This is a genomic window from Micromonospora sp. NPDC048907 (assembly GCF_055586885.1).
In genome coordinates, this window is sequence record NZ_JBVJHI010000011.1 from 1 (window position 1) to 12,836 (window position 12,836).

The 12,836-nt window shown below is 74.1% G+C and carries 15 protein-coding genes; 9 read left to right on the forward strand and 6 right to left on the reverse strand.

The window, feature by feature from the left end:
• Positions 1 to 288: 288 nt before the first annotated feature.
• The gene (locus ACZ6PY_RS28280) at positions 289 to 765 is read left to right on the forward strand and encodes a hypothetical protein (RefSeq protein ID WP_466078015.1); all 477 of its coding nucleotides are present in this window, start codon (positions 289 to 291) and stop codon (positions 763 to 765) included.
• Between the two features lie 57 nt (positions 766 to 822).
• Here the strand turns inward: ACZ6PY_RS28280 and ACZ6PY_RS28285 are convergent, their stop codons facing one another.
• Positions 823 to 1,797 carry a GlxA family transcriptional regulator gene (locus tag ACZ6PY_RS28285; protein WP_466077594.1) on the reverse strand — a complete coding sequence of 325 codons (975 nt, stop codon included), beginning with the start codon at positions 1,795 to 1,797 and terminating at the stop codon, positions 823 to 825.
• A 70-nt stretch (positions 1,798 to 1,867) separates the two neighbouring features.
• Between ACZ6PY_RS28285 and ACZ6PY_RS28290 the strand changes: the two genes are divergently transcribed.
• Complete coding sequence (locus ACZ6PY_RS28290) at positions 1,868 to 3,163, forward strand: MFS transporter (protein ID WP_466077597.1); 1,296 nt, start codon at positions 1,868 to 1,870, stop codon at positions 3,161 to 3,163.
• Between the two features lie 4 nt (positions 3,164 to 3,167).
• Here the strand turns inward: ACZ6PY_RS28290 and ACZ6PY_RS28295 are convergent, their stop codons facing one another.
• The 3 genes from ACZ6PY_RS28295 to ACZ6PY_RS28305 are packed head-to-tail and all read right to left on the reverse strand — an operon-like array spanning position 3,168 to position 4,738.
• Positions 3,168 to 3,884 (reverse strand): RICIN domain-containing protein, encoded by a 717-nt coding sequence (locus tag ACZ6PY_RS28295; protein ID WP_466077600.1) that lies wholly within the window; start codon positions 3,882 to 3,884, stop codon positions 3,168 to 3,170.
• A 58-nt stretch (positions 3,885 to 3,942) separates the two neighbouring features.
• A complete protein-coding gene (locus ACZ6PY_RS28300; protein WP_313722905.1) occupies positions 3,943 to 4,227 on the reverse strand; it encodes a DUF427 domain-containing protein in 285 nt (94 codons plus the stop codon).
• A gap of 40 nt (positions 4,228 to 4,267) precedes the next feature.
• Positions 4,268 to 4,738 (reverse strand): aminoacyl-tRNA deacylase, encoded by a 471-nt coding sequence (locus ACZ6PY_RS28305; protein ID WP_466077603.1) that lies wholly within the window; start codon positions 4,736 to 4,738, stop codon positions 4,268 to 4,270.
• A gap of 93 nt (positions 4,739 to 4,831) precedes the next feature.
• Here ACZ6PY_RS28305 and ACZ6PY_RS28310 point away from each other — a divergent pair, with 93 nt between their 5' ends.
• The 6 genes from ACZ6PY_RS28310 (at position 4,832) to ACZ6PY_RS28335 (ending at position 10,632) form a co-directional block, all read left to right on the forward strand.
• Positions 4,832 to 6,217, forward strand: coding sequence for an FAD-binding oxidoreductase (locus tag ACZ6PY_RS28310; protein ID WP_466077606.1), 1,386 nt, complete (start codon positions 4,832 to 4,834; stop codon positions 6,215 to 6,217).
• Positions 6,214 to 7,557: a class I SAM-dependent methyltransferase gene (locus ACZ6PY_RS28315; protein ID WP_466077609.1), complete on the forward strand. Its 1,344-nt coding sequence runs from the start codon at positions 6,214 to 6,216 to the stop codon at positions 7,555 to 7,557. Before ACZ6PY_RS28310 ends, ACZ6PY_RS28315 begins: the two co-directional genes overlap by 4 nt.
• Positions 7,558 to 7,679: 122 nt before the next feature.
• Positions 7,680 to 8,201 carry a SigE family RNA polymerase sigma factor gene (locus ACZ6PY_RS28320; protein ID WP_466077612.1) on the forward strand — a complete coding sequence of 174 codons (522 nt, stop codon included), beginning with the start codon at positions 7,680 to 7,682 and terminating at the stop codon, positions 8,199 to 8,201.
• Positions 8,198 to 9,142: a hypothetical protein gene (locus ACZ6PY_RS28325; protein WP_466077615.1), complete on the forward strand. Its 945-nt coding sequence runs from the start codon at positions 8,198 to 8,200 to the stop codon at positions 9,140 to 9,142. The genes ACZ6PY_RS28320 and ACZ6PY_RS28325 overlap by 4 nt, the downstream gene beginning before the upstream one ends.
• A gap of 85 nt (positions 9,143 to 9,227) precedes the next feature.
• On the forward strand, positions 9,228 to 9,788 hold the full coding sequence (locus ACZ6PY_RS28330; protein WP_466077618.1) for a helix-turn-helix domain-containing protein: 561 nt from the start codon (positions 9,228 to 9,230) through the stop codon (positions 9,786 to 9,788).
• Positions 9,781 to 10,632, forward strand: a complete 852-nt coding sequence (locus ACZ6PY_RS28335; protein ID WP_466077621.1) for an SRPBCC family protein — start codon at positions 9,781 to 9,783, stop codon at positions 10,630 to 10,632. Before ACZ6PY_RS28330 ends, ACZ6PY_RS28335 begins: the two co-directional genes overlap by 8 nt.
• Positions 10,633 to 10,694: 62 nt before the next feature.
• Here ACZ6PY_RS28335 and ACZ6PY_RS28340 read toward each other — a convergent pair whose 3' ends face one another.
• Entirely contained in the window at positions 10,695 to 11,897 is a 1,203-nt protein-coding gene (locus ACZ6PY_RS28340) for an RNA polymerase sigma factor (protein WP_466077624.1), read from the reverse strand.
• A 5-nt stretch (positions 11,898 to 11,902) separates the two neighbouring features.
• Positions 11,903 to 12,232, reverse strand: a complete 330-nt coding sequence (locus tag ACZ6PY_RS28345; protein WP_466077627.1) for a YciI family protein — start codon at positions 12,230 to 12,232, stop codon at positions 11,903 to 11,905.
• Positions 12,233 to 12,352: 120 nt separating this feature from the next.
• Here ACZ6PY_RS28345 and ACZ6PY_RS28350 point away from each other — a divergent pair, with 120 nt between their 5' ends.
• Complete coding sequence (locus ACZ6PY_RS28350; RefSeq protein ID WP_456183961.1) at positions 12,353 to 12,586, forward strand: zinc-ribbon domain-containing protein; 234 nt, start codon at positions 12,353 to 12,355, stop codon at positions 12,584 to 12,586.
• The last annotated feature ends 250 nt before the right edge of the window (positions 12,587 to 12,836 follow it).

The following is a 12,836-nucleotide window of genomic DNA, read 5'->3' on the forward strand; positions in this document are numbered from 1 at the left end:
GCGCAGACCGTGCAGGTCTCGGCCTACCCCGACGCCTACGCGCAGTGGGAGCAGCAGGCCACCGACATCGTCGCCCAGCACTGGAACAGCTGACCCAACGCAAGCTGGCCGGCACCCCGGAACACGGGGTGCCGGCCAGCGGCGTCTCCGGATCTTGGCGAGTTGTCGTCGGCAGTCAACGGCAACTTGCCAAGATCGCGACAGGTCGGAAGCCTCGTCCGGGTGACGCGGACGGGGTAATCGCGGTGCGGTCGGCGGGGGCGGGGGTTGGATGCGGGCATGGACGAGGTGGACGCCGCGGCGCTGCGGCGGGCGTACGAGGCGGTGCTCACGGAAGTGGACGGGGGCGGGTTCGGGCCACCCCCGGACGGGGAGTTGAGCGCCGAGCAGATCGTGGCGCACCTCGCCGCCAACGACGAGCTGATGAGCGAGGCGACCGAGGCGGTGCTGGTCGGCTCGCCGTTCGCCTACTACGACCTGGAGACCATCCACCGGCCGCAGCTCGACGCGCTGGTCTCCGAGTGCGGCGGGCTGGACGGGCTGGCCGCCCTGCTCCGGGCCACCAGCCAGAAGCTCTGCGCCCTCGCCGACCGGCTGGGCCCGGCCGCCGAGACGCCGGTGGACACCGTGCTGCGGGAGGGCTTCGACCTGGACGTGGACGAGTCCCTGCCCTGGGGTCGGGCCCTCGACCTGCACACCCGCGTCCACCTTCCCATGCACCTGGCGCAACTCCGCGCCCTCCGCCGGCAACCCCACCTCGCCTGACCGCAGCAAGGCGTGCCCGGACCGATCCGCGCTGGGATCGGGCCGGCGACCGCCGGTTCAGGGTGTGGGGCGGAAGGTGCGGCGGTAGGCGGTCGGGGCGACCCCGACCCGGGAGTGGAAGTGCTGGCGCAGGGCGGCCGTGGTGCCGAACCCGGCGTGCCGGGCGATCTGGTCGACCGTGAGGTCCGTTGTCTCCAGCAGCACCCGGGCGTGCTCGGTGCGCTGCTGGAGCAGCCACTGCGCCGGGCTGAGCCCGGTCTCCGAGCGGAAGTGCCGGGTGAAGGTGCGGACGCTCATCCGGGCGTGGGCGGCCAGCTCGCGCAGGGCGACCGGTTCGTGCAGCCGCTGCCGGGCCCACTCCCGGGTGGCGGCCGTGCCGGTCTCCGCGGTCCGCGGCACCGGGCGCTCGATGTACTGGGCCTGGCCGCCGTCGCGCCACGGCGGCACCACGCAGCGCCGGGCCGACCGGTTGGCGACGGCGCTGCCGTGGTCGGTGCGGATGACGTGCAGGCAGAGGTCGATGCCGGCGGCCACCCCGGCCGAGGTGAGCACGTCGCCGTCGTCGACGAAGAGCACGTCGGGGTCGAGGGCCACGTCCGGGTGCAGGCGGCGGAAGCGGTCCGCGTACGCCCAGTGGGTGGTGGCCGGGCGGCCGTCGAGCAGTCCGGCGGCGGCCAGCACGAAGGCTCCCGTGCAGATCGACATGATCCGGGCGCCCCGGTCGTGGGCGGCGCGCAGTGCGGCCGCCACCGGAGCGTCCAGCGTGCCGTCGGTCAGGGGCGTGCCGTCGTGGATGCCGGGGACGATCACCGTGTCGGCGGAGTCCAGCAGTTCCAGGCCGTGGTCGGGAACCACCTGGAAGCCGGCCGTGCTGCGGATGGGCCGGCCGCCGGGGGTGCAGACCTGGACGCGGTAGAGCGGTGTCAGGTCGCCGGTGCGGGCGGTGCCGAAGACCTGGGCCGGGGCGCCCAGGTCGAGGCCGACCACGTCGTCGAGGGCGAGCACCGCGATCCGGTGAGGCAGGACGGTCATGGCCCGATTATTGCGCATGATGGCTTTCCGGCCACTCGTCGTGGCGCTCCGGCCCGCCGAGACTCGGAGCGTGACCCGACACCGTCTGCATCCGGCCTGGCTCGTGGCCGGCGTCTCGTTCGTCGCCCTGGTCGGGGCGGCCGGCTTCCGCGCCACCCCGGGGGTGCTGCTGCACCCGCTGCACGCCGAGTTCGGCTGGCCGCTGGCCACCATCTCCGCCGCCGTCTCGGTCAACCTCATGCTCTACGGGCTCACCGCACCGTTCGCCGCCGCGCTGATGGACCGGTTCGGCATCCGCCGGGTGGTCGCCGGCGCGCTGGTGCTTGTCGCGCTGGGCAGCGCGCTGACCGTGGGGATGACCGCGAGCTGGCAGTTGATCCTCTGCTGGGGCGTGCTGGTCGGGCTGGGCACCGGCTCGATGGCGCTGGCCTTCGTGGCGACGGTCACCGGGCGCTGGTTCGTCAGGCGCCGGGGCCTCGTCACCGGCGTGCTCACCGCGGGTGGGGCGGCCGGCCAACTCGTCTTCCTCCCGCTGGTCGCCGTGCTGGTGCGCGACCACGGCTGGCGGGTGGCGGCACTGGTCGTGGCCGGGGCGGCGCTGGCGGTCGTACCCCTGGTGGTCTGGCTGCTCCGCGAGCACCCGGCGGACCTCGACCTGCCCGCCTACGGCGCGACCGAGGTGGTGCCCCCGGCGCCGCCGGCCGGCGGTGCGGCGGCCCGCGCGATCGGCGCGCTGACCGCCGCCGCGCGGACCCGGCCGTTCTGGCTGCTCGCGGGTGGCTTCGCGATCTGCGGCGCGACGACCAACGGACTGGTCGGCACCCACTTCGTGCCGGCGGCGCACGACCACGGCATGCCGGAGACCACCGCGGCGGGGCTGCTCGCCCTGGTCGGGCTCTTCGACATCGCCGGCACGGTCGCCTCCGGCTGGCTCACCGACCGGGTGGACAGCCGGCTGCTGCTCGGCGCCTACTACGCGCTGCGCGGCGCCTCGCTGCTGGTGCTCCCGAGCCTCTTCGCCGGCTCCGCGCGGCCGAGCATGCTGGTCTTCATCGTCTTCTACGGCCTGGACTGGGTGGCCACCGTGCCGCCCACCGTGGCGCTGTGCCGGGAGTGGTTCGGCGCCTCGGGCGCGGTGGTCTTCGGCTGGGTGTTCGCCGCCCACCAGGTCGGCGCGGCGCTCGCCGCGACCGGGGCCGGCCTGGTCCGCGACCGGCTCGGCGACTACGCCATGGCCTGGTACGTGGCCGGCGCCCTGTCGATCGGCGCGGCCGGCCTCTCCCTGCTGCTGCGCCGCCGGGGCGACGAGCCCGCGTTCGCCCTCCCCGTGGCGGTGGGCCGCCGGGCGTGGAGCTACCGGGGCTGAGCGGTCAGCCGGCCGCCCACTGCTGCTCGGCGGCACCGGTGCAGGGCGCCTGTTCGAGTTCGCTTCCGGCCTCGGTGGCCGCGTCGTCGACCTGTGCGCACTTGCCGCTGTGCACGGCGATCAGCAGCACCGGGCCGGACCCGGCCGGCTGGAGCTTCCACTGCTGGTTGGCCTGCCCGTTGCAGGACCACTGCACCACGTCCGTGCCGTCGTCGGTGCTCTGCCCGTACACGTCCAGGCACCTGCCGCTGGCCGCGTTGACCAGGACGTAGGTGTCGGCGGCCACCGGGGTGACCACCCACTGCTGCTCCGGACCGCCGGTGCAGTCGGCCAGCGCGGCCTTCGCGCCCTCGGGGTCGTCGCCGGTCACCCCGAGGCAGCGCCCGGAGGGCACCCCGCGGATCACCTTCGGGGTGGCCGCGGGGGCGGCCGGGGTGGTCGGCGCGGCGCTCGGCGAGGGCGCCGCCGGGGTGGGGGCGGCCGCCGTCGTGGCCGCGGCCGCGCTCGACTCGCTCGCCGGCGGGGTCGGCTCGGCCGCCGCCGGCACCACCGGCTGGTCGCCGCCGCCCAGCACGCCGGTGGCGAAGAACACCCCCAGGAGTACGCCGACCAGGGCGACGCCCAGCGCGATCCGCATCAGCGGGTCCTGCGGCAGCCGGCGGCGGGCCGGGCGGTGGCCGCCGTAGACGGTGCCGGACGGATCGGGGCGTGGGTCTGCCATGGGGGCATCCTGACCCACCGGGACGGTCGGGAGCCAGCCGCCCCGGCGGCGGGGTGACTCAGTCGACGACCCGCACGTCCTTCCAGAACGCCACCCGGTCGCGCACCATCTCCGCGTCGGGCTTCGGATCGGGGTAGTACCAGACGGCGTCCGGGCTGGTGGCGCCCGCGTGTTCGAGCGTGTAGTAGGAGGCGGTGCCCTTCCAGGGGCAGACCGTGTGGGTGTCGGAGTCGCGGATCAGGTCGTCGCGCAGGGCCGAACGGGGGAAGTAGTGGTTGCCCTCGACCAGCACGGTGTCGTCGCTCTCGGCGACGACCAGGTCGTTCCAGACGGCTTTCGGCATGCCCTCCACGCTATGCCGGCGGCCGGGCGGCGGCCACCGTTCAGCGGGCCGGCTCGGGATCGGTGACGTCGGCGACCGTCGCGTCGAGCGCGGTGAGGGCGGCCTCGGCGTCGACCGCGACGGCCACCCCGTGCTCGCCCGCGCCGAGGGTGATCTCCCGGCCGCGGAGGCGCTCGTCGGCGACGACGGGCCAGGCGGTGCTGGCGCCGAACGGGGTGATGGTGCCCCGCTCGTAGCCGGTCGCCGCACGGGCGGCCGCCGCGTCCGGCATGGACAGGCGACTCACCCCGAGCAGGTGGCGCAGCTTCGGCCAGGAGATGACCCGGTCGCCGGGGGTGAGCACGAACAGGTGGTCGTCCTCGCCGCGCCGGACCACGATCGTCTTGACCACGTCGGGGACCTCGACGCCGCGCGCCGCGGCCGCCTCGGCGAGGCTGCGCACCGGGCCGTGCCGGAGCACCCGGTAGGGCAGGCCGGCGGCGTCCAGGGCGGCGAGCGCGGGGGAGGGCATGCCCGCCACGGTAACCGGTGGATCTCCGGCCGGCCTCGAAAAGGCCACCGTGGACATCCCACGAATTCTCGTGCTCAGGCGTAAGGTCATCTCATGCACGCTGTCCGTGATCATGAGCGGGCGGTGGACGCGCTGCGGCGGTCATACGCCGCGGTGCCCGCCGGAGAACCCGTACGGCTGGCCAAGCAGACCTCCAACCTCTTCCGACCCCGATCCGCGCCGCGCACCCCCGGCCTGGACGTGAGTGGGCTGACCGGGGTGCTCTCCGTCGACCCGGACGCCCGGACCGCGGACGTGCAGGGCATGTGCACCTACGAGGACCTGGTCGACGCCACCCTGCCGCACAGCCTCATGCCACTGGTCGTGCCGCAACTGCGCACGATCACCCTGGGCGGCGCGGTGACCGGCCTGGGCATCGAGTCCACCTCCTTCCGCAACGGCCTGCCGCACGAGTCGGTGACCGAGCTGGACATCCTCACCGGGTCCGGCGACCTCCTCACCGCCCGGCCGGTCGGCGAGCACGCCGACCTCTTCCGGGCCTTTCCCAACTCGCTGGGCAGCCTCGGCTACTCGACGCGGCTGCGCATCGAGCTGCAACCGGTCCGCCGGTACGTGGCGCTGCGCAACATCCGGTTCAGCCGGCTGGAGGAGCTGACCGACGCGATCGCCGAGGTGGTCGCGAAGGGCTCCTGGGAGGGCGAGCCGGTCGACGGGATGGACGGGGTGATGTTCAGCCCCGGCGAGGCCTACCTGGTGCTCGCCACGTTCACCGACGAGGCCGACGGCCCGCCGAGCGACTACACCGGCCAGGACATCTACTACCGCTCGCTGCGCCGGCGCACCCGGGACGTGCTCACCACGTACGACTACCTGTGGCGCTGGGACACCGACTGGTTCTGGTGCTCCGCGGCGTTCGGAGTGCAGAACCCGGTGGTCCGCCGGCTCTGGCCCCAGCGCTACCGGCGCAGCGACTTCTACCACCGGCTGGTGCGCCTGGAGCACCGGCACCAGGTCGCCGCCCGGATCGACCGCTGGCGGGGCCGGCCGGCCCGGGAGCGGGTGGTGCAGGACGTGGAGGTCCCGCTTGCCGGGACCGCCGAGTTCCTGCGCTGGTTCGCCCGGACCGTGCGGATGGAGCCGGTGTGGCTCTGCCCGCTGCGGCTGCGGGAGCCGGCCGGCCCGGGATCCGCCCGGGCCTGGCCGCTGTATCCCCTCCAACCGGGCGAAACCTATGTGAACATCGGTTTCTGGGGGAGCGTGCCGATCGCCGAGGGCGCCGCCGACGGTGACGTGAACCGGGAGATCGAGCGCGCGGTGTCGGAGGCGGGCGGCCACAAGTCGCTCTACTCCGATGCGTACTACGACCGGGCGGCGTTCGACCGGCTCTACGGCGGGGAGACCTGGCGCGCCGTGAAGGAACGCTACGACCCGGACCACCGGCTGACCGGACTGTACGAAAAGGCGGTAGCGCGAGCATGAGTCTGACCGACCGAACACCCGGGGCGGCGAGTGCCCCGGCCGGCCCGCCGGCGGGGGGCCGGCGTGGCGGACCGACCGTGGCGGACGTGGTCCGCGCGGTCACCACGGGCGACCTGCCCGTGCGCATCACCGGATACGACGGCAGCGCGGTCGGCCCGGCCGACGCCGGGATCACCCTGGCGATCCGCTCCGAACGCGGGCTGTCCTACCTGCTCACCGCCCCGGGTGACCTGGGCATGGCCCGGGCCTACGTGAGCGGCGACCTCGGGCTGGAGGGCGTCCACCCGGGCGACCCGTACGAGGCGTTGCGGGTGCTCAAGGACGAGATGCCGCTGCGGATGCCGCCGGTGGCCGAGGCGCTCGCCCTGGTCAAGGGGCTCGGCTGGGAGCGGTTGCTGCCCCCGCCGCCCCCGCCGCAGGAGGCGGCGCCGCGCTGGAAGCGGGTGGTGAACGGGCTGCGCCACTCCCGTACCCGGGACAGCAACGCGATCTCGCACCACTACGACGTCTCGAACGCCTTCTACGAGAAGGTGCTCGGCCCGTCGATGACGTACACCTGCGCGGTCTTCCGCAGTCCGTCGGACACGCTGGAGGAGGCGCAGCGCGCCAAGTACGACCTGGTCGCCGGCAAGCTGGCGCTGAAGCCGGGGATGCGGCTGCTGGACGTCGGCTGCGGCTGGGGCGGCATGGTCCGCCACGCGGCCCGCGAGTACGGCGTCAAGGCGCTCGGCGTCACGCTGTCGCGCGCGCAGGCCGAGTGGGCGCAGGCCGCGATCGAGCGGGAGGGCCTGGGTGACCTGGCCGAGGTGCGCCACCTGGACTACCGGGACGCCCCGCGCGAGCAGTTCGACGCGATCTCCTCGATCGGGCTCACCGAGCACATCGGGGTGCGCAACTACCCGGCCTACTTCGGGGCGCTGCGCAGCCGGCTCAAGCCGGGTGGCCGGCTGCTCAACCACTGCATCACCCGGGCGGACAACCGGGCCCCGCACCGCTCCGGCGCGTTCATCGACCGGTACGTCTTCCCGGACGGCGAGCTGGCCGGCCCGGGCCGGCTGATCAGTGAGATCCACGACGCCGGGCTGGAGGTGCACCACGAGGAGAACCTGCGGCAGCACTACGCGCTGACCCTGGCCGGCTGGTGCCGCAACCTCGTCGAGCACTGGGACTTCTGCGTGGGCGAGGTCGGTGTGGGCACCGCCCGGGTGTGGGGGCTCTACATGGCCGGCTCTCGGATGGCCTTCGAGCGCAACGGCATCCAGCTGCACCAGGTGCTCGCCACGCACAACGACCGGCAGGGGGCCAACGGCTACCCGCTGCGTCCCGACTGGACGCCCTGACAGGTTCCGATCCGACGAAAGGCCGCGCGATCCGCGCGGCCTTTCGTCGTGAAACCGGCCGGTCCGGCCGGTCAACCTTCGCGGGTGTCCCGTCGTCCTTGGGGACGACGGAAGGAGAGCCGGTGTGGCGGAAGAGACGCTTTGACGGCCTGGACAGCCTCGTCGCCGAGCGCGGCAATGCCCTGCTCGCGACGGCGGTGCTGCTGACCGGTAGCCGGGTCGCCGGGGAGGACCTGGTGCAGTCGGCACTGGAACGGCTGATGCGCAACTGGCACCGGGTGCACGGCGACCCGGAGGGCTACCTGCGCCGCACGCTGTACCACCTGGCCGTGGACCGGTGGCGGCTGCGCCGGCGCCGGCCGGAGGTGCTGGCGGAGGTGGAACCGCCGGGCCAGCCGGACGGCACCGACGCGCTGCACCTGCGGCAGGCGCTCGTGCAGGCGCTGGGCCTGCTGCCGCCCCGGCAGCGGGCCGTGCTGGTCCTCCGCTACTGGGAGCAGTGCAGCGAGGCAGAGGCCGCCGAGTTGCTCGGCTGCTCGGTCGGCACGGTCAAGTCGACCGCCTCCCGGGGGCTCGCCCGGCTACGTGAACTCACCGCGGAATGGGCGCTCGAAGGCGCCGGGATGAACGGAGCACGCAGATGACCACCGACCTCGAGGACCAGCTCATCGCCGGGATGCGGGACCGGGTGACCGGCCTGACGTCCACCCGTGACGTGCTCGGCGCGGCCACCCGCCGGCACCGGCGGCGTACCGCCCTGCACCGCACCGCCTGCGCCGCCGGGGTGGTCGGGGTGGCCGGGGCGCTGACGGCGGCGCTGACCATCGGCGCCGGCGCCCCCGGTGACCGTCCCGGCCCGTCCGGGCCGGTCGCGGGGCGCCCGGCGCCCGTCGCGAGCCCGCAGTCGCCGCAGCTGCGGCTCGCCGCCGCCGCGGCGGCCAGCGAGAACATCAGTTACCGGGTGAAGGTCACCACCACCTCCCTGGACGAGCCCCCGCCGACGGGCGAGCTGCCGGAGCCGGTGAGCCGGCGGTGGGTCACGACCGGGGCGTTCGATCCCGCCACAGCCACCGGCTACCTGGATTCGCCGTACAAGGGGTTGCGTCCGGCCGTCGCGGCGGGCCCGGAGCATCTGCGGCTGATCGACGGTGTCCTCTACTTCGGCGGCCGTGACGGCCGGGACCCCGACAACGGGAAGATCGTGTGGAGCCGGTCCCCGGACCGGCAGGACAGCCTCGACTACGACGTGGCGATGGGCGGCCGTCTCGGTGCCTCGGCGAGCCCGCAGGCACTGCTCCGGGTGCTGGACCGGGCGGGCGCCACGGTCACCGAACAGTCGCCTGGCGTCTACCACTTCGATGTCTCGGCGCCGGATCCGTCCAAGGAGATTCTCGCTGACCGTCTCGTCGGCGAGGTGACGGTCGGCGCGGACGGCCGGATCGCGAAGGTGGCCTACGACCGGACGTCCCGGATGGTCCGGAGCAAGGACTTCACCTCCCACCTCAGGGTCGTCATCGAGCTGTCCGGCTACGGCCTGCCGGTGAAGGTGACGGCGCCGGCCGGCGCCTTGATCATGGGCAAGTAGCCCGGCACGAACGGCCGCGCGGACCGCGCGGCCGTTCGTCGAACCTATTGACAAAGAAGTTTTGTACGTACAAACTGATTTTGCCATGAGAGACGTCCTGTACCTGGAACAGCGCGAGCAGGCCGAAGCCCTGCTCAAGCCGCAGCGCATCGAGGTGCTGCGGCAGCTCGCCGAGCCCCGCACCTGCACCGAGATCGCCACCCGGCTGGGGCAGACGCCCCAGCGCGTCTACTACCACGTCAAGCAACTGGTCGCCGCCGGGCTGGCCGAGCAGGTCGCCGAGCGGCGGGTGCGCGGCATCAGCGAGGGCATCTACCAGGCCGTCGCCCGGTCCTACTGGCTCTCGCCCCGGCTGGTCGGCCGGATCGGCGGGGCGCGCCGGGCGCAGGACGAGCTGAGCCTGGGCTACCTGCTCGACCTCATGGAGGAGGTCCAGGCCGACATCGCCGCGCTGGACCGCACCGCACCCGAACTGCCGTCGATCGGTGTCTCCGGCGAGATCCGGGTCCCCGCCGAGCGGCGCCAGGAGTTCCTGCACGACCTGCAGTCGACACTGCAGGACCTTTTCACCCGCTACGGCGGCGTCGAGGGAGACGCCTTCAAACTCGCCGTGGCCTGCTACCCGAAGGGCGACAACCATGAGTGACCTGCTGACCGTCCGGGCCCGCCTCGCCGCACCCGTCGAGACCGTGCGCCGCGCGCTGACCGACCCGGCCGAGCTGCGCGTCTGGCTCGCCGAGCACGCCGAGGTCGACCTGCCCCGGCGCTACGAGTTCTGGGGCCGCCACACGCCCGAGGGCGACGCCCCGCACCAGCGCCTGCTGCACGCCGACGAGCGGACGCTGCGCTTCGCCTGGACGCTCGACGGGGTGGAGACCACCACCGAGTTCGAGCTGACGCCGGAGGACGGGAGCACCGTGCTGACCCTTCGGCAGAGCCACTTCAGCTTCGAGGAGGCGATGAGCGGCAGCAGCATCCGGGGCGTCCTGCAGACCTTCTGGGCGCTCGCGATCGCGAACCTCAACGCCCACCTGGAGGGCCGCCCGCTGCTGCCGCGCACCGACTTCACCTCCGCCGACCTGCGCGGCGAGGTGCTCATCGACGCGCCCATGGACAAGGTGTGGACCTCGCTGACCGACTCGGAGCAGGCCAGCGCCTGGTTCGGCTTCCCGATCGGCATCGAGCCCTGGGTCGGCGGCCGCTACGCGATGGGCGGCTTCGACGCCGGCTACGCGGCCAAGGTGGTCGACCTGACGCCGGGCCGGGCGCTCTCCGTCGACTGGGGCCCGACCGGCGTCAGCACCTGGGAGCTGGCCGAGTCCGGCGGCCGGACGAAGCTGACCTTCGTGCAGTCCGGCTTCGACCAGAGCAACCCGCCGTACGCGGGCTGGACCGGCAGCGTGGCCGGGCTGGCCGAGCTGCGCCGCTTCCACGAGATGGCCGACTGGCAGCCGATCTGGCTCGACGTGGACATGCCCAGCAACGCCTGAGCCGTGCAAGGAAGGGCCCCCTCCTAACGCCTCGGGTGGAGGAGAGGGCCCTTCCTGACCGCTCAGGGCGACAGCTCGGCGGCCCGGCGGAGCAGTGCCCGCCGCTCCGGGTCGGAGCGGACCGCGTCGGCGGCGGCCCGGAACAGCGCGGCGGCGCGTACCGGGTCGCCGCTGCGGGCGGTCAACTCGGCCTCGGCCGCCGTCGCCGGCGGGTAGCCGTCCAGCGCCCCGCCCTCCCGGGCCTCGGCGAGCAGGGCCAGCCCGGCGTCCGGGCCGTACGCGAACCCGTGCGCCACCGCCCGGTTGAGCCGGACCACCGGGGTCGGCCGGTGCGCGACCAACGCGTCGTAGCAGCCGGCGATGGCCGGCCAGTCGGTCTCGGCGGCGGTCGGGGCGGTGGCGTGCGCGGCGGCGATCCGGGCCTGGAGGGCGTACGGGCCGTCGCCGGCCCGGTCCAGCAGCGCGACGCCCTCGGCGATGGCGGCCCGGTCCCACCGGGTGCGGTCCTGCTGGTCGAGGGTGAGCAGGTCGCCGGACGGGTCGCGGCGGGCCGCCCGGCGGGAGTGGTGCAGCAGGAACAGGGCGAGCAGCGCGGCCGCCTCGGGCTGGTCCGGCAGCAGCGTGTGCAGCAGCCGGGCCAGCCGGATCGCCTCGGCGGCGAACGCCGGCTCGCCGTCGGCGTCGTACCCCCGGGTGAAGAGCAGGTAGAGCACTCCCAGCACGCCCGGCAGGCGCTCGACCAGCGCGGGCCCGGTCGGCACCCGGTACGGGACGCCGGCCGCGGCGATCCGGGTCTTGGCCCGGGTGAGCCGGCGGGTCATGGTCGACTCGGTGACCAGAAAGGCGCGGGCGATGTCGGCGGTCGGCACGCCGGCCACCGTGCGCAGGGTCAACGCCACCCGGGCCTCCAGCGCCAGCGCCGGGTGGCAGCAGGTGAAGATGAGCCGGAGCCGGTCGTCCACCACGTCTCCCTCCGGTGGCGCGGGTGCGGGGTCGGTGAGCAGCGCCAGGTCGCGCAGCTTGCGGCGTTCCACAGTGGCCCGGCGCAGCACGTCCACGGCCCGGTTGCGGGCGGTGGTCATGAGCCACCCGCCCGGGTTGTCCGGCACACCCTGGCGGGGCCAGCGCTCCAGCGCCGCCGCGAGGGCCTCCTGGGCGCAGTCCTCGGCGAGGGTCCAGTCGCCGGTGACGCGGATCAGGGCGGCCACGATCCGCGGGTACGCCTCGGCGCCCGCGTCGGCGACCGCCCCGGCCGCGTCGGTCACCCGGATCAGTCCTCGACCAGCGGGCGCAGTTCGATGCGCCCGGCGTACGCCATCGGGTGGGCGCGGGCCACCTCGACGGCCTCGTCCAGGTCGACGCACTCCAGCAGGTCGAAGCCCACGATGACCTCCTTGGTCTCGGCGAACGGCCCGTCGCTGAGCAGCAGTTCGCCGTCGCGGACCCGGACGGTGGTGGCGGCCGACGCGGGCGCGAACCGGCTGCCGGTCAGCCGCTGGCCGTTGGCGTCCCGCTCGGCCACCCACTTCTCGATGTCGGGCGCCGCGTCCGGGTTCCGGTCGGGCTGGGTGTCGGTGCAGACGAGCATCATGTACTTCATCGCTTCACTCCTGTCGGTCGTGCCTTCATCCACCTGACGAACACCGGGCGCGCATCCGGACAGCGGCGGCAGAAATTTTCTGGTGGTGATTTCCGGGGCCCGGCGGGGTAATGCCGGGCGATGTTCTTCATCTTCGGGCTCCGGACCAAGGTCGACCGGTCCGGCGTGGTCACCCAGGTCTGTCGCAACTGCGGCAACCGGGCCGCCCAGGTCATCACCCGGCGGGCCACGAAGTTCACCCTCTTCTTCATCCCGTTGATCCCGGTGCGCACCCGCTACGCGCAGCAGTGCACGTTCTGCGGCGCGCAGTACGACATCTCCCGCGCCGAGGCCGAGCGCCTCCCGGTCGGCTGACCGTGGCGCGCTTCCTCTGCTGGCTGATCGGCCGCCAGCCGGTCAGCCCGCCGGCCGCGCCCGTGCACACCGTCTCCCGGCCCCCCTGCACGCCCGGCCGCCGGCACCGCCGCCGCACCCGGCCCACGGCCGGCGCCCAGTCACCCCGCTCCCCCTGGAACCGCTCCGCCGGCCGCTGACCCCGCTCCGGCCCGACGGTCAGAAGGAAACCCTTCTCCACGGCCGGCGTCAACCGGAGCCCTACCGTCCA